The sequence below is a fragment of the Acinetobacter guillouiae CIP 63.46 genome, from assembly GCF_000368145.1.
GTDB lineage: Bacteria > Pseudomonadota > Gammaproteobacteria > Pseudomonadales > Moraxellaceae > Acinetobacter > Acinetobacter guillouiae.
In genome coordinates, this window is the sequence record NZ_KB849281.1 from 148,267 (window position 1) to 175,164 (window position 26,898).

Annotated in this window: 20 protein-coding genes; 6 read left to right on the forward strand and 14 right to left on the reverse strand. The window is 38.9% G+C overall.

Features of this window, described 5'->3' with window-relative positions:
- Nucleotides 1–234: 234 nt before the first annotated feature.
- Nucleotides 235–996 (forward strand): 3-oxoacyl-ACP reductase, encoded by a 762-nt coding sequence (locus F981_RS00740; RefSeq protein ID WP_004717273.1) that lies wholly within the window; start codon nt 235–237, stop codon nt 994–996.
- 154 nt (nt 997–1,150) lie between these two features.
- Here F981_RS00740 and sucD read toward each other — a convergent pair whose 3' ends face one another.
- From sucD to sdhC, 9 genes are all read right to left on the reverse strand, one after another.
- Nucleotides 1,151–2,041 carry a succinate--CoA ligase subunit alpha gene (sucD, locus tag F981_RS00745; protein ID WP_004717274.1) on the reverse strand — a complete coding sequence of 297 codons (891 nt, stop codon included), beginning with the start codon at nt 2,039–2,041 and terminating at the stop codon, nt 1,151–1,153.
- A 12-nt stretch (nt 2,042–2,053) separates the two neighbouring features.
- Complete coding sequence (gene sucC, locus F981_RS00750; RefSeq protein ID WP_004717276.1) at nt 2,054–3,220, reverse strand: ADP-forming succinate--CoA ligase subunit beta; 1,167 nt, start codon at nt 3,218–3,220, stop codon at nt 2,054–2,056.
- A 168-nt stretch (nt 3,221–3,388) separates the two neighbouring features.
- Nucleotides 3,389–4,822 (reverse strand): dihydrolipoyl dehydrogenase, encoded by a 1,434-nt coding sequence (lpdA, locus tag F981_RS00755; protein WP_004717278.1) that lies wholly within the window; start codon nt 4,820–4,822, stop codon nt 3,389–3,391.
- 60 nt (nt 4,823–4,882) lie between these two features.
- Nucleotides 4,883–6,097 (reverse strand): 2-oxoglutarate dehydrogenase complex dihydrolipoyllysine-residue succinyltransferase, encoded by a 1,215-nt coding sequence (gene odhB / locus F981_RS00760; RefSeq protein WP_004717280.1) that lies wholly within the window; start codon nt 6,095–6,097, stop codon nt 4,883–4,885.
- A complete protein-coding gene (locus F981_RS00765; protein ID WP_004717282.1) occupies nt 6,097–8,934 on the reverse strand; it encodes a 2-oxoglutarate dehydrogenase E1 component in 2,838 nt (945 codons plus the stop codon). Before F981_RS00765 ends, odhB begins: the two co-directional genes overlap by 1 nt.
- A gap of 611 nt (nt 8,935–9,545) precedes the next feature.
- Nucleotides 9,546–10,256 (reverse strand): succinate dehydrogenase iron-sulfur subunit, encoded by a 711-nt coding sequence (locus F981_RS00770; protein ID WP_004717284.1) that lies wholly within the window; start codon nt 10,254–10,256, stop codon nt 9,546–9,548.
- A 14-nt stretch (nt 10,257–10,270) separates the two neighbouring features.
- On the reverse strand, nt 10,271–12,169 hold the full coding sequence (locus tag F981_RS00775) for an FAD-binding protein (protein WP_004717286.1): 1,899 nt from the start codon (nt 12,167–12,169) through the stop codon (nt 10,271–10,273).
- 12 nt (nt 12,170–12,181) lie between these two features.
- On the reverse strand, nt 12,182–12,547 hold the full coding sequence (gene sdhD, locus F981_RS00780) for a succinate dehydrogenase, hydrophobic membrane anchor protein (protein ID WP_004717289.1): 366 nt from the start codon (nt 12,545–12,547) through the stop codon (nt 12,182–12,184).
- Nucleotides 12,547–12,945 carry a succinate dehydrogenase, cytochrome b556 subunit gene (sdhC, locus tag F981_RS00785; protein WP_126606943.1) on the reverse strand — a complete coding sequence of 133 codons (399 nt, stop codon included), beginning with the start codon at nt 12,943–12,945 and terminating at the stop codon, nt 12,547–12,549. The genes sdhD and sdhC overlap by 1 nt, the downstream gene beginning before the upstream one ends.
- 1,070 nt (nt 12,946–14,015) lie before the next feature.
- Here sdhC and gltA point away from each other — a divergent pair.
- The 3 genes from gltA to F981_RS00800 all read left to right on the forward strand — a co-directional run bounded on the left by gltA (nt 14,016) and on the right by F981_RS00800 (nt 18,920).
- Nucleotides 14,016–15,290 carry a citrate synthase gene (gene gltA / locus F981_RS00790; RefSeq protein ID WP_004717293.1) on the forward strand — a complete coding sequence of 425 codons (1,275 nt, stop codon included), beginning with the start codon at nt 14,016–14,018 and terminating at the stop codon, nt 15,288–15,290.
- 262 nt (nt 15,291–15,552) lie between these two features.
- Nucleotides 15,553–17,121, forward strand: coding sequence for a peptide MFS transporter (locus tag F981_RS00795; RefSeq protein WP_004717294.1), 1,569 nt, complete (start codon nt 15,553–15,555; stop codon nt 17,119–17,121).
- Entirely contained in the window at nt 17,118–18,920 is a 1,803-nt protein-coding gene (locus tag F981_RS00800) for an aminopeptidase P family protein (protein WP_004717296.1), read from the forward strand. Before F981_RS00795 ends, F981_RS00800 begins: the two co-directional genes overlap by 4 nt.
- Nucleotides 18,921–19,062: 142 nt before the next feature.
- Here F981_RS00800 and F981_RS00805 read toward each other — a convergent pair whose 3' ends face one another.
- The gene (locus tag F981_RS00805) at nt 19,063–19,731 is read right to left on the reverse strand and encodes a YARHG domain-containing protein (RefSeq protein WP_004717298.1); all 669 of its coding nucleotides are present in this window, start codon (nt 19,729–19,731) and stop codon (nt 19,063–19,065) included.
- 206 nt (nt 19,732–19,937) lie between these two features.
- On the opposite strand from F981_RS00805, the gene F981_RS00810 reads away from it, so the two are divergent.
- Nucleotides 19,938–20,627: a DUF2306 domain-containing protein gene (locus F981_RS00810; protein WP_004717300.1), complete on the forward strand. Its 690-nt coding sequence runs from the start codon at nt 19,938–19,940 to the stop codon at nt 20,625–20,627.
- A 38-nt stretch (nt 20,628–20,665) separates the two neighbouring features.
- Here the strand turns inward: F981_RS00810 and F981_RS00815 are convergent, their stop codons facing one another.
- The 4 genes from F981_RS00815 to F981_RS00830 form a co-directional block, all read right to left on the reverse strand.
- Entirely contained in the window at nt 20,666–22,192 is a 1,527-nt protein-coding gene (locus tag F981_RS00815) for a flavin-containing monooxygenase (RefSeq protein WP_035371625.1), read from the reverse strand.
- A 293-nt stretch (nt 22,193–22,485) separates the two neighbouring features.
- Nucleotides 22,486–23,331, reverse strand: a complete 846-nt coding sequence (locus F981_RS00820; RefSeq protein WP_004717304.1) for an SDR family NAD(P)-dependent oxidoreductase — start codon at nt 23,329–23,331, stop codon at nt 22,486–22,488.
- 28 nt (nt 23,332–23,359) lie between these two features.
- Nucleotides 23,360–24,313 carry a metal-dependent hydrolase gene (locus tag F981_RS00825; protein WP_004717305.1) on the reverse strand — a complete coding sequence of 318 codons (954 nt, stop codon included), beginning with the start codon at nt 24,311–24,313 and terminating at the stop codon, nt 23,360–23,362.
- Between the two features lie 379 nt (nt 24,314–24,692).
- Nucleotides 24,693–25,649: a metal-dependent hydrolase gene (locus F981_RS00830; protein WP_004717307.1), complete on the reverse strand. Its 957-nt coding sequence runs from the start codon at nt 25,647–25,649 to the stop codon at nt 24,693–24,695.
- 457 nt (nt 25,650–26,106) lie between these two features.
- Between F981_RS00830 and F981_RS00835 the strand changes: the two genes are divergently transcribed.
- Nucleotides 26,107–26,616, forward strand: a complete 510-nt coding sequence (locus tag F981_RS00835; protein WP_004717310.1) for a hypothetical protein — start codon at nt 26,107–26,109, stop codon at nt 26,614–26,616.
- Nucleotides 26,617–26,898: the final 282 nt, after the last annotated feature.

Below are 26,898 nucleotides of genomic sequence, written 5' to 3' on the forward strand. Positions count from 1 at the left end.
AACCAATTAACTATCATTCTGAGCCATCATTTTATCAATAGGATTTAAAAAGTTTAATTATTTAAATATTCATATGTAATCAATGCACTAAGATGCTTAAATTTCTCTAGATGTTTTTATATTTTTCATCTTGAGTATGTGCAATTGATAAACTTTGTAACTCATCTCTCAATCTAAGAGTCTCATCGATAAAAGTGCTAAAATTAAATTGATATCAAATGAGTTGATTTGAACATGGAAATACGAGATCAAATTATTCTAGTGACTGGTGGCGCACGTGGTCTAGGACTTGCAATTACCCATGCTTTGATTCGTGAAGGCGCAAGAGTCGTTGTAAATTATTTCAATAGTGAAGAATCCGCACAGCAACTTGCCAAGGAACATGCCGAACAAGTTTTTATTTACAAAGCAGATGTAACTGATGCAGATCAAGTCAACACGATGTTTAAAAAGGCAAAACTGCATTATGGACATGCAATCACCTCAGTGATTAATAATGCGCTATTGGCATTTAAATTTGATGGTGATCTACGTCCAAAAGTTGAAACCTTGAGCTGGCACAGTATGCAACAGCAATTGGACAGTGCAGTAAAAGCCGCTTTAAACACCACCCAAGCTGCACTAGAAGATATGAAAAAAGATCATTTTGGTCGAATCATCAATATTGGAACCAATCTTGTACAGAATCCTGTGGTTCCTTATCATGATTATACTGCAGCTAAAGCAGCACTTTTGGCCTTTACCCGCACAACGTCACACGATTTAGGTCAATATGGCATTAATGTAAATATGCTTTCAGGCGGTCTATTACGTAAGACTGATGCTAGTAGTGCAACACCTGATCAAGTGTTTGATTTGATCGCTGCTTCCACACCCTTACAAGAAGTCACCACACCTGAGCAGTTTGCAGATGCCGTGCTGATGTTTTTATCACCGTGGTCACGCGCTGTAACAGGACAAAATTTGATTGTGGATGGTGGTTTAGTCAAAGGCTAATCACAGATCACCACTCTCATATAAATTCCCTTTTTTCTATCTTGATCACAAGGTTAAATGCTAACAATCAAGAATATACAACCAATACTCTTCAACCAATAAAAATGGGAGCCGATTGGCTCCCATTTTTTAGCTTAAAAATTTAAACTTTAAATTAAACCAAGCCTTTCTTTTTTAAAACATCAAACATAGTTGAACCAAGTTCAGCTGGGCTACGCGTATATGCCATACCCGCTTTTTCAAATGCAGCAAACTTCTCTTCAGCAGTACCTTTACCGCCAGAGATAATCGCTCCTGCGTGCCCCATACGCTTACCTTTAGGCGCTGTTACACCCGCAATATAACCAACAACAGGTTTAGTCACATTAGATTGAATATATTCAGCAGCTTCTTCTTCCGCACTACCACCAATTTCACCAATCATGATGATTGCTTCTGTTTGTGGGTCTTCTTGGAAAAGTTTTAAGCAGTCAATTTGGTTCATACCTGGAATTGGGTCACCACCGATACCAATACAAGTAGACTGACCTAAACCAAGCTTGGTCGTTTGCGCAACTGCTTCATAAGTCAATGTACCAGAACGAGAAATGATTCCGATTTTACCTGGTTGATGAATATGCCCTGGCATAATCCCAATTTTACATTCGCCCGGTGTGATAATACCTGGACAGTTTGGACCGATTAAACGTGCATTATTACCATAAGTTTCAAGGTAACGTTTCGCTTTTAACATGTCTAAGGTTGGAACACCTTCGGTGATCACCACGATTAACTCAATACCAGAATCGACTGCTTCAACAATAGAATCTAGTACAAATGGTGCAGGTACATAAATTGATGTTGCATTTGCACCAGTCTCTTTTACTGCTTCACGCATTGTATTGAAAACAGGTAGACCAATATGAGTTTGACCACCTTTACCCGGTGTTACGCCACCAACTACTTTTGTACCGTATGCAATTGATTGCTCAGAATGGAATGTACCATTCTTACCCGTAAAGCCTTGTACCAATACTTTTGTGTCTTTATTAACTAATACGCTCATGATTGATACTCCTTACGCTTTCACAGCAGCAACAACTTTTTCTGCGGCATCAGCTAAGCCATTCGCAGAAATTAATTTTAGACCTGATTCATCAAGTAATTTAGCACCTAATTCTGCATTGTTCCCTTCTAAACGAACAACTACAGGTACGGTTACATTTACTTCTTGAACCGCTGCAATAATCGCTTCAGCAATCATGTCACAACGTACGATACCACCAAAAATATTGATCAATACACCTTGTACAGATGAATCTGAAAGAATAATTTTAAATGCTTCAATGACGCGATCTTTAGTCGCACCGCCGCCAACATCAAGGAAGTTTGCTGGCTGACCACCATACAGTTTGATGATGTCCATTGTTGCCATCGCAAGACCAGCACCATTCACCATACAACCAATATTACCTTCTAAAGCAACATAGTTAAGGTCAAATTCAGATGCTTTTAACTCACGCTCATTTTCTTGAGATTTATCACGCATCGCTGCAATTTCAGGCAAACGATAAAGTGCATTTGAGTCAATACCGACTTTAGCATCTACACATAAGATTTCGCCATTTTCACGAACTGAAAGTGGGTTAATTTCAAATAGTGCAAAGTCATTTTCAACAAATGCTTTGTACGCGCCTGTCATGATGGTTACAAATTGGCTGATTTGCTTATCTTTTAAACCCAATTGGAAGCCAACATCACGCGCTTGGAATGGCAGTAAACCAACCAATGGATCTACTTCGACTTTAATAATTTTTTCAGGTGTTTCTTCAGCAACTTTTTCAATTTCTACACCACCCTCTGTAGACGCCATGAATGTCACACGACGACTAGAACGGTCAACCACTGCACCTAAATACAATTCACGTTCTACAGGATAAACATCTTCACAAACAAGGATACTATTTACCGGCTGACCATTGGCATCCGTCTGATACGTGACTAAACGAGTACCTAACAGGCTTTTTGCATATTCAGCTGCTTCTTCTTTTGACTTAACAACTTTTACGCCGCCCGCTTTACCACGACCACCTGCATGGACTTGGGCCTTCATCACAGCGAATTTGCCACTAATTTGCTCAAAGGCAGCAGATGCTTCTTCGGGCGTAGTGATTAAAATGCCTTCTTGAACTGGCATACCATATTTTTTTAACAGCGTTTTCGCTTGATACTCATGTAGATTCATGTTTTACCTTTTACTACTTTTCACATTGTTATGACACACCAATAATTAGACTTCCATCGCAATAACTATCGGCATTTATTAAAGTTTGTTCTTTTATTTTTAGATGATTATTCAATTAAAAACAACCATCAAAAGTAAAAAGAGCGGTCGAAACCGCTCTTTTTTGTGTTATTTACGTTTACGCTGAATCGCGTGAATCGCACGCCCATCAACAGCAAGCGCTGCTTCATGAACGACTTCAGAATAAGTTGGGTGACCGAAAGTCATCAATTGTAAATCTTCAACTGAAGATACAAATTCAAGTGCAATCATACCTTGGTGAACAATATCAGAAGCACCTGGACCAATGATATGCATACCCAATAAACGATCAGTTTTTGCATCTGCAACAAACTTCACAAATCCAGCAGATTCATTGGCAGCTAAAGCACGACCATTTACCGCAAATGGGAATTGACCGGTTTTAACGTCGTGACCTTTCTCTTTAGCTTGCTCTTCAGTCAAACCTACCCACGCAGCTTCAGGGTGTGTATAAATCACTGAAATAATAGTGTCATAATTCACTTGAGCAGCATGACCATGCATACGCTCAACTGCCATTACACCTTCTTCCATTGCTTTATGCGCAAGCATTGGACCACGTACCAAGTCACCAATTGCATATACACCGTCAACAGACGTTGCACACCAATCGTTCACTTCAACCAAACCACGTTCAGTTAATTTAATGCCTGAATCTTCAGCCAATAAACCTTCTGCATAGGCTTTACGGCCAACACAAACGATTAATTTATCAAAAGTTTGAGTTTTATCTTCGCCTGCTTGGTTATATTGAACAGTCACTTCACGACCATTCACTTCAGTACCTGAAACTTTAGCGCCAATACGAATATCTAAACCTTGTTTTGTTAAAAGTTTTTGATAATCTTTTGCCAACGCTTTATCCGCCATTGGTAAGAATGCATCTAATGCTTCAAACACAACAACTTCAGAGCCAAGACGACGCCATACTGAACCAAGTTCTAGTCCAATTACGCCTGCACCAATTACACCTAAACGTTTAGGCACTTCTTGGAATTCTAATGCACCTGTTGAATCAACAATAAGGTCTTCATCAACTTTTGCTACAGGAATATTTACAGGTACAGAACCAGTTGCAAGAATTACGAATTTAGGTTCTAAAACTTGAACATCGCCACCTTCTAATGGTGTGAATTCAACTTTTTTACCAGCAAGTAATTTACCTGTACCTTGTAACCACTCGATACCATTGCCTTTCAGCAATTGAGCAACACCGCCAGTTAAGTTATCTACAACTTTGTCTTTACGAGCAAGAAGCTTTTGAAGATCAAGTTGGACATTTTCAACTGTAATACCGTGAACATCTAAGCCATGAAGAGTGTCTTCATAGTGATGAGAAGAATCCAAAAGTGCTTTAGAAGGAATACAACCTACGTTTAAGCAAGTACCACCTAAAGATGGCTTACCTTTGTGTACACGTTTTTCGATACACGCAACTTTGAAACCAAGTTGAGCAGCACGAATTGCCGCTTCATAACCACCTGGCCCACCGCCGATTACCACTAAATCAAACTGAGACATGCTTATCTCCAAAAACGAGTTTAAAGGATCACTCTAAACTCGTGTTGTTATTCTAAAGAATTAAAGGTCAAGGATTAGTTTAGCTGGCTCTTCAAGTAACTCTTTAACAGTTACCAAGAAACCTACTGCTTCTTTACCATCAATCATACGATGGTCATAAGAAAGCGCTAAGTACATCATTGGAAGAATTTCAACTTGACCATTTACAGCCATAGGACGCTCTTGGATTTTGTGCATACCTAAAATAGCAGTTTGTGGTTGGTTCAAAATAGGTGTTGAAAGTAATGAACCGAAAGTACCACCGTTGGTAATTGTGAAAGTACCACCAGTCATATCTTCAATTGCTAATTTACCTTCACGTGCTTTTGCAGCATATGCACCAATACCTGATTCAACTTCAGCATAGTTCATACGGTCAGTATTACGTAATACTGGAACCACTAAACCACGATCAGAAGAAACCGCAACACCGATATCATAGTAACCATGATAAACAATATCATCACCGTCGATTGAAGCATTTACCGCAGGATAGCGTTTAAGTGCTTCAGTTACAGCTTTAACGAAGAATGACATAAAGCCTAAACGTGCACCATGACGTTTTTCGAAAGCATCTTTATATTGCTTACGCATTTCCATCACAGGTTTCATGTTGACTTCGTTAAACGTAGTCAACATTGCAGTTTGCTGTGTAGCAGCAAGAAGACGTTCAGCAACACGCTTACGTAAACGTGTCATTGGAACACGTTTCTCGATACGCTCACCAACAGCAACGCTTAATGGTGTTACAGCTGCAGCAGCTGGTTTAGTTTGATGATTTGCAACATCTTCTTTGGTGATACGACCACCACGACCAGTACCATCTACATCCGCAGCAGCAATACCTGTTTCAGTTAAAGCTTTACGCACTGCAGGTGCTTGATCTTGTACTTGAGCACGCTCAACAACAGGTGCATTACCCGCTTGAGTTTGTGCCGCAGCTTGTTCTACTTTCTCTTCAGATTGAACTGCTTGAGTTTGAGTAGCGCCAGAAACAGCACCTTCTTCAAATGTTGCAATAACTTCAGAAGAAAGAACTGTGTCACCTTCATTTTTGATGATTGCAGAGATAGTACCATCAGCAGGAGCAACAACTTCTAAAACAACTTTATCCGTTTCAATATCACAGATGACTTCATCACGTGATACCGCTTCACCTGGTTGTTTGTGCCAAGTTGCAATTGTTCCGTCAGCAACTGACTCTGGGAACACCGGTGCTTTAATTTCGGTTGCCATTATTTAGATTCTCCTGATTGTTCAGCTACGATCGCAAGTGCGTCATTCACGAGCTGAGCTTGTTGTTTTGCATGCAAATATGGTGAGCCACATGCAGGTGCAGCTGAAGCTTCACGTCCTGCATAGCTAATTTGAACTTGTAGAGCAGACTTCATTACACCTTCGTATAAACGAGGAGCAATGAATAACCATGCGCCTTGGTTCTTCGGTTCTTCTTGACACCAAACAAGTTCTTTTATGTTTGGATATGTCGCAAGCACTTCAGCAAGACGTTTTTCTGGGTATGGGTACAATTGTTCAACACGTACCACCGCAATGTTCAAGTTTTCTTCACGACGTTTTTCAAGTAAGTCGTAATAAACTTTACCACCACAAAGTACAACACGTGTTACATCTTGTTTGTTGATTTGATCCACTTCATCAATCACAGTCTGGAATGTACCAGTTGCAAGCTCTTCCAAAGTTGAAGTTGCAAGTTTATGACGAAGCAATGACTTCGGTGAAGTCACGATCATTGGCTTACGAATTGGGCGAATTGCCTGACGACGCATTGCATGGAAAATCTGTGCAGGTGTCGTTGGTGTAATCACTTGCATGTTTTCTTCAGCACATAACTGTAAGAAACGCTCAAGACGTGCAGATGAATGCTCAGGACCTTGACCTTCATAACCATGTGGAAGAAGTAATGTTAAACCACACACACGTTCCCATTTGGTTTCACCAGATGAGATGAATTGATCAATAACCACTTGCGCACAGTTTGCAAAGTCACCGAACTGAGCTTCCCAGATTACCAAGCTTTTTGGCAATGTTGTTGCATAACCATATTCAAATGCAAGCACAGCCATTTCTGACAATAATGAGTCATAAATTGCAGTACGTGGCTGGTTTTCTTTGATATGACACAGTGGAATATAAACCGAACCATCAACTTGGTTATGTAGCTTGGCATGACGGTGTGAGAATGTACCACGACCAACATCTTCACCAGTCAAACGCACCAAGAAACCATCATCAAGGATAGAAGCATAAGCTAAAGTTTCTGCTGCACCCCAGTTTAATGGCATTTCACCAGTTTGCATTTTCAAACGTTCATCGATCACTTTAGACACTTGGCGCTGCATCACGAAACCTTCCGGTAATTCGCGCATTTTTGTACCAATTTCTTTTAAGCGTTCGATTGGGAAAGTCGTATCCCAAACATCTGTATATTCATGGCCTAGATATGGTTTCCAGTCCACAAACATTTTATCATTTGGTTCAAGCACTAAAGCATTGGCAACATGGTTACCTGCTTCAAGATCTTCACGATATTTTTCAACTAAAGCATCTGCATCAGAACGATCTAATACTTTTTCTTGTACCAATTGATCCGCATAAAGCGTACGTGTAGTCGCTTTTTTATTGATCACTTGATACATCATTGGTTGTGTTGCTGCTGGCTCATCTGCTTCGTTATGACCACGACGACGATAACAGAACATGTCAATCACAACATCTTTACGGAATGTATGACGGAAATCATGTGCCAATTGCGCAACAAACAATACAGATTCTGGGTCATCACCATTGACATGGAAAATTGGCGCCTGAATCATTTTTGCAATGTCAGTACAGTATTCGGTAGAACGTGCATCACGTGGATCAGATGTAGTAAAACCAACTTGGTTGTTGACTACGATATGAACCGTACCACCTACGGTATAACCACGCGTTTGTGACATTTGGAAGGTTTCTTGGTTGACACCTTGACCAGCAAATGCAGCATCACCATGTACGATTACAGGCAATACGTCATCACCACCAATGTCTTTACGACGTACTTGGCGTGCACGAACTGAACCTTCAACCACAGGACCAACAATTTCTAAATGCGATGGGTTAAATGCCAAAGCCAAGTGAACTTCACCACCAGGTGTCATCACATTTGATGAGAAACCTTGGTGATACTTAACGTCACCTGAACCTTTTTTAGCTAAAGTTTTACCTTCAAACTCACCAAACAAATCAGCTGGGTTTTTACCCATGATGTTCACAAGTAAGTTTAAACGACCACGGTGTGGCATCCCAATTACGACTTCTTTACAACCTACAGAACCTGCACGTTGAATAAGTTCGTTTACCATTGGAATGAAAGATTCACCACCCTCTACACCAAAACGCTTCGCACCAACATACTTATTACCGAGGAATTTTTCTAAGCCTTCAGCAGCAGTTAAACGTTCAAGTACGTGTTTCTTTTGATCTGCCGAGAAACCGAACTGACCGCGTGCACCTTCAAGACGTTGTTGAATCCAGCGTTTTTCTTTGGTGTCAACAATGTGCATATATTCAGCACCAATAGAAGCACAGTATGTTGCCTCCATTGCGCTAACCATCTCACCTAAAGTTGCTTCAGTTTTACCAATCGCCAAATTTCCAGCATTAAAAACTGTATCTAGGTCAGACTTGGTTAAACCATGTGCAGCAAGATCTAAATCTGGCACATCTTCACGTTTAGCCAAACCTAGTGGATCAAGCTTGGCTTTTTGATGACCACGGTTACGGTATGCTGCAATCAGTTGCAAAACACCGATTTGACGACGTTCATGCTCAGTACTTACTTCACTTTGCACAACAGGCTGAACACGACTTGAATTACGACCTAATAATAAGAATTGCTCACGAATGTTTCCGTGTGGTTGGTCACCTTTAGGGAATTTATCGAAATATTGACGCCAATCCTCACCTACTGAGGTTGGAGAAGAAAGGTACTGTTCGTAAAGCTCTTCAATATACGCTGCACTATCAGCGGAAAGTTCAGTATCAAGACGCAATGCGTCAGCAACTTCTTGCATTTGTGGACCCATTTCCTATTGCAAAAACATTAGAGGGTGCTTTTTAAGCACTCCCATGATTGATAATGCCAAATCGGTAAATTGACATTCACCCATCAGATACTCATGACCAAGGGGCGTTATAAACATTAGCTTTTACTAATGCATACAATGAATCATAACGCCCTCAATGGCATCATCACTCACTTATATACTCAACCGAAGCTGAGCAATTTTTTGCAAATCGACTTAGAAAAAACAAAGGCTTTTTTGCTTTTTCTAAAGCGGTTCTAATCTTTGCTTATAAAATTATTTATAAACTGATCTGGATCACACTTATGTAGAAAAAATGTACCAAAAATATGGTGTGTTTTTCACATATAGTGGTTTGTTAAATCGTAACATGATCTGTCACTTCAATTGATTTTTTTGACACATACCACCTATAAATTAGCGAAATACATACAAGAAATAATCTATTATTATCCATCCATTTATATCGGGTCTGTTGATACTTTTTCAATGCTTAAAGCTTAGATCCCATTCACTCGAACAAAAAACAACCACCGCATTAAAAATCCAATAAAAAAAGAGCGTACATCCCAAGATGTACGCCCTTTTTTCACATCGTATTAACCCGCTTGATCGAGCAACATGCTACGGATATGACCGATCGCTTTTGTTGGATTCAAACCTTTCGGACATACAGACACACAGTTCATAATCCCTTTACAACGGAATAATGAGAATGGGTCATCAAGACGTGATAAACGATCTTGTGTCGCAGTATCACGAGAATCAATAATGAAACGGTATGCATTCAACAATGCTGAAGGACCCAAGAATTTATCAGGGTTCCACCAGAATGATGGGCATGAAGTTGAACAACATGCACAAAGAATACATTCATACAGACCATTTAAGTGCTCACGCTCTTCTGGAGATTGTAAACGCTCTTTTGGTGGTGCAGGCTGATTATTAATTAAGAATGGATGAATTTTGTCATACTGATCGTAGAACTGATTCATATCCACAACTAAATCTTTAACCACTGGCAGACCTGGTAATGGACGAATGACGATTTTTTCAGGTAAATCGTTCAAGTTCCATAAACAAGCAAGACCATTTTTACCATTGATATTCACACCATCTGAACCGCAAATACCTTCACGGCAAGAACGACGGAATGTTAATGATTCGTCTTGAACTTTTAATGCTAAAAGTGCGTCAAGCAACATACGATGCTTATCGGTCAACTCTAGTTTAAAAGTCTGCATATACGGTGCTTTATCCTTATCAGGATCATAGCGGTAGATTTCGAATGTACGTGTACCTCTACTCATCTTATTTCTCCCGATTAGAATGTACGTGGTTTAGGTTCAATTGGGTCTACAGACAATGGGCTGTAACGTACTGGTTTGTATTCAAGATGGTTATCCGCTGAATACCATAAAGTATGTTTCATCCACTCATCATCACGACGACCATATGAATAGTGCTCATCATCAGCAGGCAATTCATAATCTACAACAGTATGTGCACCACGACATTCTTTACGTGCAGCAGCAGAAATCAATGTTGCTTTCGCTACTTCGTATAAGTTTTCAACTTCCAAAGCTTCAATACGTGCAGTATTAAATACTTTAGATTTGTCTTTTAAATGAATGTTACGTACACGTGGTTCAATCGCAAGAATCTGCTTAACACCCTCATCAAGCAAGGCTTGAGTACGGAATACACCCGCGTGGTCTTGAACGATATCACGAATCGCATCCGCAACTTCTTGTGCATTTTCACCAGAAGTAGAATCATCTAAATGATTGATACGTTTCAACGTGTTCACAAGTACATCATTTGGAAGTGGTTGGTATTCATCACCGTGATGTTTAGTCACGTAATCGATGATGTGTTCACCAGCAGCTTTACCAAATACAACCAAGTCAAGTAATGAGTTTGTACCTAAACGGTTTGCACCATGTACAGATACGCAAGAACACTCACCAATTGCATAGAACCCTTTTACAGGCACTGTGTAATTCATTGTACCGTTGGTTGTGTATTCGTTTGCAGCTTTATCAAAACCTGCATAGAAATCTGCTGCATTTTTCGCTGTTTCAGGAATAACCACTTGACCATGAATATTGGTCGGAATACCACCCATTTGATAATGGATTGTTGGTACAACTGGAATTGGTTCTTTGGTGATATCCACGTTTGCGAATTTCTTACCAATCTCAAATACAGATGGTAAACGCTTCATGATGGTATCTGCACCCAAGTGAGTCATATCAAGTAGGATATAATCACCTTTAGGACCACAACCACGACCTTCTTTGATCTCTTGGTCCATAGAACGTGATACGAAGTCACGCGGAGCCAAATCTTTCAAAGTTGGAGCATAACGTTCCATGAACGGTTCGCCATCTTTGTTACGAAGGATTGCACCTTCACCACGACAACCTTCCGTTAACAATACGCCTGCACCAGCAACACCCGTTGGGTGGAATTGCCAGAATTCCATATCTTGTAATGGAATACCCGCACGAGCAGCCATACCAAGACCATCGCCAGTATTGATATAAGCATTGGTAGATGCACGGTAAACACGACCAGCACCACCTGTAGCAAACAATGTTGCTTTGGCTTGGAATACAGCAATTTTGCCTGTTTCTTGGTCAATTGCTGTTACACCGAGTACATCACCTGCTTCGTTACGGATTAAGTCTAATGCAATCCATTCAACAAAGAATTGAGTACCCATTTTCACGTTACTTTGATAAAGCGTATGAAGAAGCGCATGACCTGTACGGTCGGCAGCAGCACAAGCACGCGGAACTGGTTTTTCACCATAGTTCGCAGAGTGACCACCAAATGGACGTTGGTAAATTGTACCGTCAGCATTACGGTCAAATGGCATACCTAAGTGTTCAAGCTCATAAACAACTTTAGGCGCCTCACGACACATAAATTCGATTGCATCTTGGTCACCTAACCAGTCAGAACCTTTTACCGTGTCATAGAAATGATAGTGCCAGTTATCGTCTTGCATGTTACCAAGCGATGCACCAATACCACCTTGAGCCGCAACAGTGTGAGAACGTGTTGGGAATACTTTAGTTAGCACTGCAACTTTCAAACCTGCTTGAGCAAGTTGATATGAAGCACGCATACCTGAACCACCACCACCAACGATGACTGCATCGAAGAACTGGCTTGGAATATTTGAATAATCTTCTTTAGGGGTTAAAGCGCCCATGACATTTTCCTATCAATTCGCCCAAAAAATCTGGATTGCCCAGATCGCATATGCAATAACAGCAATAATCACTGCTGAAGTTAACACGATGCGTAAACCTGAAGCTGAAGGACCCATCTGACGAGTAGTCACATAGTCAGTGAATACTTGCCACATACCAATCCAAGCATGCGCAACAAGAGATAAGACTGCCAATAAAGATAAAATCTTCATCGGAAGTGTCATCATAAAGCCAAACCATTGCTCATAGTTAAATCCGCCATTGCACAGAATCCAACCTAATACCACAACAGTATAAACAGCTAGAACTACAGCACTTACGCGTTGGATATACCAATCACGAGAACCTGAACCCGTTAAACCTGTAGCACTTTTCATTAGAGAACGATCCATACAAATGAAGCGATAACTGATATCGCAGCCAAGATTAATGCAATAGTTGCTGCTACGCGACCACTTTGCAACTCTTCAGCAAAGCCTAAGTCAGCAAGTAAGTGCTTAATACCCATAATGAAATGGAATAATAAACCAGCGACAAATACCCATACGATAAAACGTACAATGAAGCCACCAAAGATTGCTTGAACTTGAGCAAAGCCTTCAGGCGAAGACAAAGACTTGTCTAAAAGCCACAAAAGTACCGGTACGAGTAAAAATACGATGACACCTGATAGACGGTGTAGAATTGATGCAATAGCCACAGGGGATTTTAAGTTTACATCTAAAACTTGACCCATGGACAAATTGACAGGTCTGTTGCTTTTCACAGCGGGCATCCTGTAAGTAAAAACTCCATCCGGAGTTTGTTGGAATTAATTCGAAGGAAAGCTAGCATTGTCAGACAAATTAAATTGCCTGAACTTTAAACGACACTGAATTATAAAACGTGCACTGTCAAAATACAAACCATCGAAATTGGCTTTTTCTTTAAAAATCACTCAAATAAGAATCATTTACACCCATTTGAAAAATAAAGCAGATCCCCCACCTCTGTTTTTCAAGGCTATCTCGTTATTTTTTATGACATTTAAACATATTACTTTTACACATAATTACGACTTATATTATTTTTATAAATTTAGACTAAAGCACAACATTACGGACAAAATCGTCCTGTGGTTAATTTCTCCCTGCTGTTTTATTTTTCATCAGCTGGTTAAGCTTTAGTAGATACCCAACATGTTATTTTAAAATAGTCCTTTATTCCTATTTTAAATGGGTGCCATTTAATTCAGTGATTTGACTGAAAGCTTTATAATAAGAAAGAAAGACTTAGTTTGTGAATAATTCATAATTTAGCTGCAAGATTTTATGGTATTTGATTATTCCTAAGGCAACTAAATGCCTATTTTTACACTGATTCGATTATTTTTTATCCTTTAAAAGCTTCAATAAAAACTATTTTTTAATCAATTAAGCATTAAAATGAAAATAAATATTTCATCAACTCATTTGGGTGTTTTTTACACAAAAATAATGGCAAAAGCTATGTAAGTCGTGAAATTCAGATGGTTTTAAAACAGCAACAATGCATTTCGCAACTTACAAAAGCCACAAAATATTGGTCAAAAATGCCATTTCCTGTCTAGCAATCACAATTATTTTTCTGCACCTTCTTTAGAATTTACCTTATTATACTGACCGACTCTGAAATTTAATGATCAATCTTACTGGTTAAAGTTAGACTAACTACTGATGAAAACATTGTTTTTTCATCCATAAGTATAATTGACAAAATTTCAGTACTCACTAAGCTAAATAGCAATTTTTGATCCGTCTGACTTGTACATTACAAGATGACTCAGCAAGTTAGATAAAATATCCACCAGGACAGGAGATCTATTGAATGTCTGCAGCAACTGGCAAGAAAGCCGTTCTAGAGCTTGATGGCAAAAAAATTGAATTACCAATTTACAGCGGCACATTGGGCCCAGATGTAATCGACGTTAAGGATGTGTTGGCTTCAGGTCACTTTACTTTTGATCCTGGTTTTATGGCGACAGCTTCTTGCGAGTCTAAAATCACTTTCATTGATGGTGATAAAGGCGTTCTTTTACACCGTGGTTATCCGATTGCTCAACTTGCAACTCAAGCTTCTTACTTAGAAACTTGCTATTTATTGTTAAGCGGTGAGCTTCCAACTGCTGAACAAAAAACAGACTTCGAAAACAAAGTCCGCAACCACACAATGGTTCACGATCAAGTTAGCCGTTTCTTCAATGGTTTCCGTCGTGATGCTCATCCTATGGCGGTTATGTGTGGTGTAGTGGGTGCGTTATCTGCGTTCTATCACAACGGTTTTGACGTTGAAAACGTAGACCACCGTGAAATCACTGCAGTTCGTTTAGTTGCTAAAATTCCTACTTTAGCTGCTTGGACTTACAAATATACAATCGGTCAACCGTTCGTATATCCACGTAACGATTTAAGCTATGCTGAAAACTTCTTGTACATGATGTTTGCTACTCCAGCAGATCGTGATTACAAAGTTAACCCTATTCTTGCTAAAGCAATGGATCGTATCTTTACGCTTCATGCTGACCATGAACAAAATGCATCAACGTCTACAGTACGTTTAGCTGGTTCTACAGGCGCTAACCCTTATGCATGTATCGCTGCGGGTATTGCTGCACTTTGGGGACCTGCGCATGGTGGTGCAAACGAAGCTGTTCTTAAGATGCTCGATGAAATCGGCTCTGTAGAAAATGTTGCACCGTTCATGGAAAAAGTAAAAACTAAAGAAGTTAAACTTATGGGCTTCGGTCACCGAGTTTATAAAAACTTCGATCCACGTGCAAAAGTAATGAAAGAGACTTGTGACGAAGTGTTAAGTGCACTTGGTATCAATGATCCACAACTTGCGCTTGCAATGGAACTTGAACGTATTGCATTAAGCGATCCGTACTTCATTGAACGTAAACTTTATCCTAACGTAGACTTCTATTCAGGTATCATCCTTAAAGCGATTGGTATCCCAACAGAAATGTTTACGGTAATCTTTGCACTTGCACGTACAGTTGGTTGGATCAGCCACTGGTTAGAAATGCACAGCGGTCCGTACAAAATCGGTCGTCCTCGTCAGCTTTATACTGGCGAAACTCAACGCGATATCAAACGTTAATTCGTTGTGCGTTCAGATCGAACAAGAGACCACCCTTTGGGGTGGTTTTTTATTACATATTCATACCAACTGGTATAATCCATTCATTTTAAAATTCATTTAAAATCAAAACATAATAATGCCAATATAAGCATAGAAAACTGAAATTTATATTTTTACTATAAAACTTACAAATCACTACTTTAAAAAACACCCAACAAATAACTTTATTTTATATATTGTTTAAAATTTTTTTATTAATACATTTCCAAAGGACTTGAAGATGCCTCAACATTTATCCAAACAAGTGCACGACCCAGATCAAGCTTTTTTTGGTCACCCTAAACCATTAAAAGGTTTATTTTTTACCGAGCTTTGGGAACGTTTTTCCTATTATGGTATTCGCCCTTTATTAATCCTCTATATGGCGGCTTTAGTTGCTGATGGCGGTCTCGGTTTAGATCGCCCAACAGCATCAGCAATTGTCGGCTTATTTGCAGGCAGTATGTATTTAATGACCGTATTGGGTGGATGGGTTGCTGACAATTATCTCGGTCAGGAGCGCGCTGTGTGGTACGGTTCACTGATCATCGCACTCGGACATTTATCCATTGCATTAGCAGCTTTATTTGGACATTTCTTTTTTTATTTTGGTTTAGTATTGATTGTGATCGGTTCTGGTTTATTTAAAACCTGTATTTCCGTCATTGTTGGCACTTTATATCAGGCTCAAGATTCACGGCGTGATGCAGGATTTTCCATTTTTTATATGGGAATTAATCTAGGTTCGTTGATTGCCCCACTATTGACTGGTTTATTGGTTAAAGAACATGGTTGGCACTGGGGATTCGGAATCGGTGGCGTTGGAATGTTAATCGCCTTACTGATTTTTAAGTTAATAACTGTGCCTCAATTAAAACAATTTAATCATGTGCAAGGCAATGAAAATAACTGGGCTCGTCCTGTACATTACAATCCTAAAGCACCCCAAATGATCATAGGTTTTATTGCAGTTGTTGGCTTGATTATCGGTCTAGTTTCTCTTGGCGTAATTAACATCAATCCAATTCAGATCGCCACATATTTCACAATCACAATCTGTATTTGTATTGCCTTATATTTCAGCTATCTATTGCTCTTTGCTGGTTTGAATAATACTGAGAAAAAACAAATCATCATCTGTTTTATTTTACTCATCACCGCTGCACTTTTCTGGTCAGCATTTGAACAAAAACCAACATCTTTCAATCTTTTCGCCCAAGACTTTACAGATCGCCAATTCTTTGGCTTTGAAATACCCGCAGTTTGGTTTCAATCGATTAACCCGCTTTTCATTATTATTTTCGCACCGATCATCGCATGGCTTTGGGTTAAATTAGGCAAACAAAATCGTGACCCTAGCTATATCACCAAATTCATTATTGCTTTACTTCTCGCTGCGGGTGGTTTCCTCGTGATGAGCATTGCCAGTTACTTGATCACCCAAAATGGTGGAACTGTTTCTGCATTGTGGATCGCATCAAGCCTCCTGCTTTTAACACTAGGTGAATTATGCTTAAGCCCTGTTGGTCTTTCAACCATGACTAAACTTGCTCCGACCATCATTCGTGGGCAAGTGATGGGGCTTTGGTTTACAGCATCTGCTTTAGGAAACTTGATGGCAGGTTTAATTGGTGGTCATGTTTCTATCCATGAAGTTGACCAATTACCCTTGCTATTTGTGCGATGTGTCATCGCTTTACTTCTTGGCGCACTCGTTCTATGGTTAATGAGAAAACCGATTCGTAAATTACTCAATCAAACATCGACCCCCTCTCAAAAATCTCTTGATATGCAATTGGAAAAAGTATGAACGCTTTGTCACCTGCCAACAAATTAGAAAACCTTCGTACAATTATGAAGAAATATCAGCAGGATGCTTTTATCGCCATGAGTGCAGATCCACATATGTCAGAGTATCTACCTGATTATTGGAAAATACGTCAATGGCTAACAGGCTTTACAGGTTCAGTCGGCACAATTGTAGTTACTCAAAACTTCGCAGGTTTGTGGGTAGATGGTCGATATTGGGTACAAGCTGAACAGCAACTGGAAAATACAGGTTACGTTTTACAAAAGCAGACACATGATCCTGCTTCAACACATTTGGCTTGGCTTTCACAACATTTAGCCAAAGATGCAAAAATCTCTGTCAATGGAAATACCATTTCAACTCAACAATACAGCGCATTATCAGCGCTTGCGATAGAACACAATTTCGGCATTCAAACAGACTTAGATTTAATTGATGAAATTTGGACTGAACGGCCAGCACTGCCCCTACAACCCATTTGGCAAATGGCAGATGATTTAAATGCGCAAACACGCTTAGAAAAAATAACTGCGATCCGTCACAAACTTATTCAGAAAAAAGCAACGGGGCATTTTATTTCTGCACTCGATGATATTGCTTGGATTTTGAATTGTAGGGGGCGTGATGTTGAATATAATCCCGTGTTCTTAGCACACTTATATATTGACCATTCTCGAACTGTGCTTTTTATTGATGATGCAAAACTTTCAACTGAAATGCAGCAAAGATTTGCTTTGGATAACATTGAAATCTTAGCTTATAACGCAAGCATCAAGTTTTTGCTCGAACTTAAACAACAAAATATTTTAATTGATCCTGCTAAAGTCTCAATTTCATCTGCACAGGCCATTGAGCAGCAAAGTCATTTAGTCCAAGACATTAATCCAAGCAGTTTATTTAAATCACGTAAACATCCTTCAGAAATTGCACATGTGCGCAGTGCAATGACCAAAGATGGTGTTGCCCTATGTCATTTCTTTCATTGGCTAGATAACGCATTGGCTGATAAAGAATCGATCAATGAACTCACCATCGACGAAAAAATTTCAGGCTTTCGCGCACAACAAGCAGGTTTTATTGGATTAAGCTTCTCGACAATTGCAGGCTTTAATGCCAACGGCGCATTACCCCACTATCGTGCCACCGAAGAAAGCTTTAGCGAGATTAGTGGTGATGGTTTGCTGCTGATTGATTCAGGCGCACAATATGATGAAGGAACCACAGACATTACCCGTGTTGTTCCCATAGGCACCGCAAGCGTTGAACAAAAGCGCGATTACACACTTGTATTAAAATGTCATATTGCGCTTGCTCAAACTGTTTTCCCAGAAGGCATTGCATCACCACTATTAGATGCAATTACCCGTCAAACGCTATGGAAATACGGATTAGATTATCGTCATGGTACAGGTCACGGTGTAGGCTATGCATTGAATGTACATGAAGGCCCCCAAGTGATTTCATATTATGCCCCAGTCACACCATCCACCAAGATGCGCGAAGGGATGATTACTTCCAATGAACCTGGTTTATATCATCAAGGCAAGTACGGCATTCGGATTGAGAATCTTGTCGTCAACAAAATTAAGCATTTTGAAGATACGACCTATGGTCAATTTTTGGAATTCGAAACACTAACATTGTGTCCGATTAACCTGATGTGTATCGTTTTAGACCTACTCAGTCATGATGAAAAAGCATGGTTGAATCAGTACCATCAAACAGTCAGAGAGCGATTAGCACCTCACTTAGAAGGTGATGTTTTAAACTGGCTAAATGAAAACACCCAAGCTATTTAACATTTTCCGTAAAATTTAAAAAGCTCAAAGTACCTGACTTTGAGCTTTTTAAAGCAAAAATAATGATATAAATCAGATTCACATCAAATTAAAATGCTTTTGCTTTAGCTATCATTTAAACCAGATATGATCAAAATATTGATCAACGACCCCATTCCATTTTCGCCATATACGGGCGAATTTTTTTAATACGTTGGATATTGGTCTTTTCAATCTGAGTTAATTGATTTTCAACATTGGTACTGCATGGCATATACCAATTATCGTTAGCAAATTGAGAGGCAATCTCTTTATTGGCAAATGAATAACCATGACGCGCATAAATTTCATTACGCATCCAGTCCAGTTCTTCAGGAGGAATTTGTAGATCCTCATCTTTTAATAAACGTTGTGATGCGACTGGATAATCACCGACATCTTTTTGATAACGACACTGTTGCGGCGTTAAGTCAAAATATTTTGGTTTAACCTTAGCCGTTGTAGATTCCCAACTAGACTCCAACACATTCGGCTGATTCTGTTTTACAGTAAACGTAAACACACCACTACTTGCTTTAGCGCCACTTTCTGTTGCGGTAATTTTATAGCCTTGTGAAGTCGTCTGTACTTTTCCTGAGAAATTTTGTTTATTTTTACCGAGAACACTATAGCCTTTGACCTGATTACGATCGATAGATTGGATGAAAACAGCAATTTTCTGCTCATCATATTTTCCAGACCAAGATTTTTGCAACTGTTGAATATCCAGTGCATAGCTATTCTGGAAACCAATCATTCCAAATCCGACGAGTGCGATTAAACTTTTATTCATTGTTATACCTATTTGTTATGAAGATATTGGATGCATTTTCACGTTGATTTTAGATTAAATTGTTTGCTTTGTGATCTATTTTGAGATAAAAAAATCAGGATTCTTTGTGGTTTATTTTAAAATCTATGCCATACCCAAACATAAATACGCTGTTTCAACCTATCTTCCATTATAATTTCCCAATCACCATTCCATTATAAGCAGTGATGAACAAAACAAAAACTACCTTGGCATATTCAAGCTTGAGTCTAATTTCACTCGTGATCTATGCTTATTTATGTTATCTCATGGTGGCAATTTGTCTACAATATTTCCCATGGCAAACTGATCAGCATTTTCTATTGTTAAAGCAAGATGTAGTCAATACTCAACCTTGGCAGGCGGCTTTTAAAATCCATGTGATCAGCAGTAGTTTTGTACTCATCGCTGGATTTACACAGTTTTTCCGTGTCTTTCGCACGCGTTATCCCCGAATTCATCGCTGGAGTGGTTGGCTGTATCTGATCACCATTTTGGGGCTGTCTTTACCCAGTGGCTTAATTTTAGCTTTTTCAGCGGCTGGAGGGTTATCCACTCAAATCAGCTTTGTCTTATTAAGTTCACTCTGGGCGATCACCACCCTATCCGCTTTGTACTTTTTATTGAAAAAGCGCTGGATTTTACATCGTGACTGGATGATCCGTAGTTTTGCACTGAGCCTTTCAGCGCTGAGCTTAAGGACATGGAAAATCGTGCTTTATCAGTTACAACCATATTTTGATTGGTTAACCCCAATTCACATCTATCAGTTAGAATCTTGGTTAGGTTGGGTGGTCAATTTAATCCTAGCTGAAATCATTATTTTTGGATTACATCGTCGCACAAGACAAAAAAATAAAAGCCCTAAATCAATTTAGGGCTCGCATAAAAAGTGTTCAGCAATTGAATACTAAGCTTATTTTTTACTCACACTATAATGGTTTAAATCTAGTTGTTTTAATTGGTTACGTAATTGTTGCAATGACCATGGCCATGCTGCAAAGTTACGACCATTTTCATCCAGATAATAAGACTTACACCCACCCGCATTAAATACAGTGGTTTTTAAATGTTTCTGCAGACGTTTGTTATGCTGGGCAAGCACATCCGCTTTGATTTCAAAGCGAGTGAATTTTTGCTCACGCATTTTTAGCAAGCCATCAACAATATAGCCGACTTGTGCTTCCGCGATACCAATAAATGAATCATATACCAGAATGTTTGGACCGAGGACCAAGAACGCATTCGGTACATGTTCAATACTGGCACCCAAATATGCTTCAGGTGAACTATTTTTCCAACGCTCAGCAAGGACTTGACCATTGCTGTCATAAACTCGTTTACCAATTGGAGGATGTGAAACTTCAAAGCCTGTTCCCCAAATAATCACATCCACTTCATGACGTTCACCATTTGCTGCAACCACTGTATTTCCATCAATTTCAACCAAACCATGTGCAATCAGACTCACATTATCTTGTTGTAGAGCTGGATAATAATTGTTTGCAAACAATAAGCGCTTACATCCAATAGTAAAGTTCGGTGTTACTGCTTTACGCAAGGTTTCATCTTTAATTTGCAGTTTGAGTAATTGCTTACTTAGGAAATTAACAGGTTCCAATACTTTAGGATTACGCAATCCAAAGTTAATCCCATTTAAAATCTGTGCAATGCTATTACGCCAAGTTTGTTGAATGATTGGGAATCGAGAAATGATCCCTTTAGCCGTTTCGTTTAACTCCATATCCGCCTTGGGTAGTACCCACGGTGCTGTACGCTGGAATACGATCAGCTGTTTCGCTAAAGGTTGTACTTGTGGGATAAACTGAATTGCAGAAGCCCCTGTACCAATCACTGCAACACGCTTACCCGTTAAATCATAATCATGATTCCAACGTGCTGAATGGAACATTTCACCTTTAAAACTTTCAATTCCTTTTAATTTCGGCAAAGCAGGCTCAGTAATCGGTCCTGTCGTAAAGATCACTGTCTTGGCTTGATATTTACCTTTTGATGTTTCTAAGTGCCAAATATGTTGTGCTTCATCCCATTTGGCACTGATTAATTCATTATTAAATTCAATTTTCTCACCAAGGTCATATTTTTCCACCACCTCTTCTAAATAGCTTAGAATTTCTGGTTGCTTGGCAAATAAATGACTCCATTTATGGCTTGGTGAGAAAGAAAATGAATAAAGTGCTGAGGGTACATCACAACCGCAGCCTGGATAATTATTGTCGCGCCATGTTCCCCCCACACGACTGGCTTTTTCAAGTACCACATAATCGTTATAGCCTGCTTGATTCATTTTATAAGCAGCAGCAATCCCTGAAATACCCGCACCAACCACGATGGTGTCATAGATGTGCACAGCTTCTTTGTGCTGAGTCTTTGGCGCTTTTTCTTCAGCCAATTGTTCAAGCTTTTTAGATTGAGCGCTTATTTGTGTTTCAACTTTTACCTCAGGCTTATTTTTAGCTTTAGCTGGAGTTTGGACTTCAGCTTTAGGGTGATTTGCTTTCGCTGGCTTTGTAACAGTCTTTGCCTCAACTTGCTTCTCTACAGGCACTTTTTCTTTAAGCTGTTTTGCTTCAAGCGATTTGTCTTGTGCTGTATTCGATTGAGTCACCTGTTTAATGTCTTCAACTGTAGTTTGGGTTGAGTTTTGCTCTACGCTTTTCTCTTTAGGCAGCGTAGCTAAAGTTGTTTCTGTTGTCATCTTGATTTACTCGCAGCTTATTTGATGTATTTATTAAATAATGGATATCCGATACCCAGCGCTTTGGCATATAAGGTGGGTGATGCACGTTTTAATATCCAAAACAGTTTTGCATCTGGCTGAGGAATGGTGTACAGCTTGCCTGCATCCAAGTTATTTAAGGTTTTAATCACCACCTGATCACTGGTGGTAAATGCATGATTCATCAGTAAATCATCTGCTAAACCCGCATAATGACCAGGCAAACGACCATTTTTCATAATATTTGTAGGCACTAATGTTGGACACAACACATTCACTCGAATGTTGTCACCGCGAAGCTCTGCTGAAAGGGTTTCTGACAATGCCAGCACACTGGATTTTGTTACGTTATAAGCAGTCATTTCGGGAGCTGCTGTATACCCCGCAGCTGAAGCAACATTGATAATTGCTCCATAACCTTGTTGCTTAAACTGAGGAACAAAATAATGACAACCATGAATAACCCCCCAGAGGTTGACATGCATACACCATTGCCAATCTTCCAGTGACACTTCATCAAACTTACCGCCCAGTCCTACACCCGCATTATTAATGATCAGGCTTACAGGATGATTCATTAATTTTTCGGCTTGTTCTGAAAGTGCTTTTACTTGCTCTTTCACACCCACATCACATTGCACAGCAAATGCTTTAGCTGAAGTTTGTGATTCAATCAAACTGACAGTTTCTTTGGCTGCATCCAAATTTATGTCAGCACAAACAATTGTTCCTCCGCGTTTTGCAAGTTCCATTGCAAAACTACGTCCAATGCCACTGCCTGCGCCAGTCACGACCGCATAAGCATTTTGGCTCGGCTTAACTTTTTTAGAAAAAATACCCATAAACTTTAAATCCATCTCTTTTAGGTTTTTATGAACGCAATGCAGGATAAAATTCTTTCGTCAAATATGGCGTAAGAAGACCTGTCTTTGGATTCAGCAGTTTCTCTTTGTAATAGTCCAAAAATTCAGATGTATCATGATCATTTGGATGAAAATCGGGACGAAGATAATCAAAAATATGTTTAAAGCTACTGCCGTAAACACCATCTTTTAAGCCAAAGATCAGGCGAAAATTATATGGAATCTCTTTCCAATAACGTAAGCTAATCAAATTCTTAGGATTACGATAAAAAGGAACTAAAAATGATGCAGCTGAAATCAGCACCAAAATCGTGATCAATGCGGGAAAGAATCCAGCAATACGTAATAAATAGTTATTGGATAATTCTTGAAACACATCGAAAGCAATATCCTTATGCTCTGATTCTTCAAGCATATGCCACATCCAGATTGCCCGTTGTTTTTCATCTTGCGAACGGAAGAACACTTCTTCATGATTCATCATGTATTCTGCAAGTACCGCAGTGAAATGTTCGATACCAGCCATCAAAGACAATTTCATCGGTTGTGGAAGACGCTCAAAACCATATTCAAAAGCCCAGCCAGCCCAAGTACGAAACAGCTTTACTGGCAAATCACGAATTAAATAAGCGTCATTTAACTCTTCATGCATTTTTGAATGAATCGCCTCTTGACCAATCAATGAGGTGACACGTTGCTTCAATAATGGATCGGTAATGAAATCACGATGATAACGAGCAGTATCAATCACAAGATCTTCACCACGTGTTAAGAAAATCGACAGTGACGCAAAATATGCACTTGCCAATTCTGCATCCATATAAAATCGGTGATCTACTTGCGCTGGATCAAAATCAAACTTCATATGTCGAATTGGAATAATCGGCGTTTGATTTTCCAGACTGAATGGCGCCGCAGCAAAAACTTTAGCAACGGCTTTCTTAATTGGCTTAGCGAACATAGCTGGTACTCTTTATTCATTTAATATGAAAATCCATTTCATCGTCTTAACGCGGATGAGCTACTAGATAATCTTTTGAGTAAAAACTCTACTTTGATGGCTAAAAATTACGACATGCCTTGTCAATTACCATTGGCACATGCATTCATTCGGTTTGCAAATTATGACAACCTTAGATAATTGTCAGACAATCACTTTGAGGAGTTGCCTCCACTGATAAAGAATGTCCCTTAAAAACAATTTTTATGAAGTGCTTGGTTAAAATCACAGCTTTTAAAAAAAGCTTTTCCTTCAACAAAATTGACGGAAAAGCTCAGTATTGATCTACAAAATCATTTTCATATTGAATAGAAAATTTGAACGCTAAGATTGAATAAAATTACATCCGTAAAGCAGGGGTAAACTCTTTAACAAAATAAGGGGTGAGTGTGCCTGTTTCAGGATCAAGTAATTCTTTTTTGAAATATTCTAAAAGCTCAGTTGTATCATGATCATTTGGATGAAAGTCTGGACGCAAATAATCAAAAATATGGCCTAAACTGCTACCAAAAACACCATTGTCTCGACTAAATAATAAATCCCAACTGCCCTTTGCCTCTTTCCAAAAACTTAGACTAAAGCTATTCATTGGACGTCGTAAAAATGGCAACATCAATGCGCCAGCACCCACGCCTAGACCCAAAGTAATCAACGCAATAAAGAATCCTGAAATTCGTAATGGATAATTTGCAGAAAGCACTTGATAAGTATCATAAGCAATATCTTTATGCTCAGACTCTTCCAACATATGCCATAACCATAAAGCACGTGTCTTTTCATCAAGAGAATGATTAAATATATCTTGATGCGTCATGGCATATTGAGCAAAGACAGCGGTGAAATGCTCAATCCCAGCCATCATTGAAAGCTTTAAAGGCTGTGGGAATTTTAAAAAAGTATGATTAAAAACTTGTTCTGCTAAAAACCGATACAACTGCACAGGCAAATTATTTGGAATCATCGTTTCATTGTATTCTTCATGGACTTTGGAGTGAATTGCCTCTTGTCCAATCAAACTGGTTAGACGCTGTTTTAAAACTGGGTCTTGTATTTGATCACGATGATGTCGTGCGGTTTCGATCACCAACTCTTCACCATAGGTTAAAAAAATTGACAGTGCGGCAAAATAAGCAGTCGCCCACTCTTTTTGCATAAAAAATTTAACATCCAACTCATCTGGACTAAATTTAAAATTGAAGTGACGAATCGGGATATTCGCAATCTGATCTTTTAAATTAGGCAATCGACTTGGAAAAGCTTTTGCAAACACTTTTTTGACAGGCTTAGCAAGTAACATATGAAGCACCTATTGTTTATTTAGGGATCAAGGATTTGACTGAAAACCAGTTCAAATTCACATTTCAAGTAAAAAATCCTATTTATGTTGGAAAAGTAAGTCATCTAGATTCAAATACCACTGACATTTCAGGTCAATCCATTGGCAATTTATGACTATTCAATAAAGTGTCTGACAAATAAGTGCGGAGCTTGCCTCTACTGATAAATAATGACCTTTGCAGACAAGTCATTAGCTTTGGCTTACTTAAATCATGATTTAATTTTTGGGTGTAGAGAACCCTAACTACGGATACGCTACATAACTGAAATCAGGCAACAAGAAAAGTTTCATGTCAGCATATATACAATAGACAGTTTTTTTATCGTGGTGTATCTGGGTCACAGTTAATCTTTGGGTCACACTGAATCAGTGCTAAACTTCATGATGTACTTTTTACACAGCACAAAATAAAACAATGTTCAATTTCATTTGGCGCTTTGTACAGCTTCTTCAATTGGATCAATTCAAGTATCGTAAATTGACGGAGGGTGAAATTCGTATTAGCCAAAGTGTATTTGGAGATTTAATTGACTACAGCCAAGTCAAGGTGATGAATCATCCTTATTTACCGTGGCAGCCTGTTGGTATTTTGATGGCGCCCAATGGTTATATTCACTTAAAAGATGCAGACTATTGTGAAGACTTTTCCTGTATGAGCTTGGGTTATCAAGCTGTTTTTATTCATGAAATGGCCCATATTTATCAATATCAGCGTCATGAAAATGTATTACTGAAGGGGGCGATTTTACAGTCCGCACTTTACCTGAGTTTTGGTAAATATAACCCTTATCGCTACACCCTCATTCAAGGAAAAGCTTATTTCGATTACAATATTGAGCAACAAGGCGATATTGCCAAAGATATTTATTTAAATCGAATTGAAAATATTATTCTGGATAAAAATTCAGCCAATCATTCTATTTAAGTCCCTTGTTTTGATGCTAATTTAAACAATTTAAGTGATGTATTTCACAAAAATAAATTAAAGCTAATCCTTTCCAATATAAAATTCAAAAAATAATGAAAAATCACTAGTTTCTATAAAAAAAATACACTAAATTCATGAGGTCATTGATGGTGTATTGAATAAACTTGATGAATTACTAGCTTCTGACGTTTTTTTAGTTAAAATACTCAATGTCTGAAATTTTTGCCTTGCAAGAAAATAAAGATTTTGATGATTTTTTAATGATTTTATAGTTTCGCC

Coding starts and splice junctions, on each gene's coding strand:
- sdhC (WP_126606943.1), bottom strand. CDS start 12,945: ATGCCCGCTGTGAAAAGCAACAGACCTGTCAATTTGTCCATGGGTCAA.
- F981_RS00800 (WP_004717296.1), top strand. CDS start 17,118: ATGAACGCTTTGTCACCTGCCAACAAATTAGAAAACCTTCGTACAATT.
- gltA (WP_004717293.1), top strand. CDS start 14,016: ATGTCTGCAGCAACTGGCAAGAAAGCCGTTCTAGAGCTTGATGGCAAA.
- F981_RS00825 (WP_004717305.1), bottom strand. CDS start 24,313: ATGTTCGCTAAGCCAATTAAGAAAGCCGTTGCTAAAGTTTTTGCTGCG.
- F981_RS00795 (WP_004717294.1), top strand. CDS start 15,553: ATGCCTCAACATTTATCCAAACAAGTGCACGACCCAGATCAAGCTTTT.
- F981_RS00770 (WP_004717284.1), bottom strand. CDS start 10,256: ATGAGTAGAGGTACACGTACATTCGAAATCTACCGCTATGATCCTGAT.
- odhB (WP_004717280.1), bottom strand. CDS start 6,097: ATGGCAACCGAAATTAAAGCACCGGTGTTCCCAGAGTCAGTTGCTGAC.
- F981_RS00835 (WP_004717310.1), top strand. CDS start 26,107: ATGTTCAATTTCATTTGGCGCTTTGTACAGCTTCTTCAATTGGATCAA.
- sucC (WP_004717276.1), bottom strand. CDS start 3,220: ATGAATCTACATGAGTATCAAGCGAAAACGCTGTTAAAAAAATATGGT.
- F981_RS00805 (WP_004717298.1), bottom strand. CDS start 19,731: ATGAATAAAAGTTTAATCGCACTCGTCGGATTTGGAATGATTGGTTTC.
- F981_RS00820 (WP_004717304.1), bottom strand. CDS start 23,331: ATGGGTATTTTTTCTAAAAAAGTTAAGCCGAGCCAAAATGCTTATGCG.
- sucD (WP_004717274.1), bottom strand. CDS start 2,041: ATGAGCGTATTAGTTAATAAAGACACAAAAGTATTGGTACAAGGCTTT.
- F981_RS00740 (WP_004717273.1), top strand. CDS start 235: ATGGAAATACGAGATCAAATTATTCTAGTGACTGGTGGCGCACGTGGT.
- F981_RS00830 (WP_004717307.1), bottom strand. CDS start 25,649: ATGTTACTTGCTAAGCCTGTCAAAAAAGTGTTTGCAAAAGCTTTTCCA.
- sdhD (WP_004717289.1), bottom strand. CDS start 12,547: ATGAAAAGTGCTACAGGTTTAACGGGTTCAGGTTCTCGTGATTGGTAT.
- F981_RS00775 (WP_004717286.1), bottom strand. CDS start 12,169: ATGGGCGCTTTAACCCCTAAAGAAGATTATTCAAATATTCCAAGCCAG.
- F981_RS00810 (WP_004717300.1), top strand. CDS start 19,938: ATGAACAAAACAAAAACTACCTTGGCATATTCAAGCTTGAGTCTAATT.
- F981_RS00765 (WP_004717282.1), bottom strand. CDS start 8,934: ATGCAAGAAGTTGCTGACGCATTGCGTCTTGATACTGAACTTTCCGCT.
- lpdA (WP_004717278.1), bottom strand. CDS start 4,822: ATGTCTCAGTTTGATTTAGTGGTAATCGGCGGTGGGCCAGGTGGTTAT.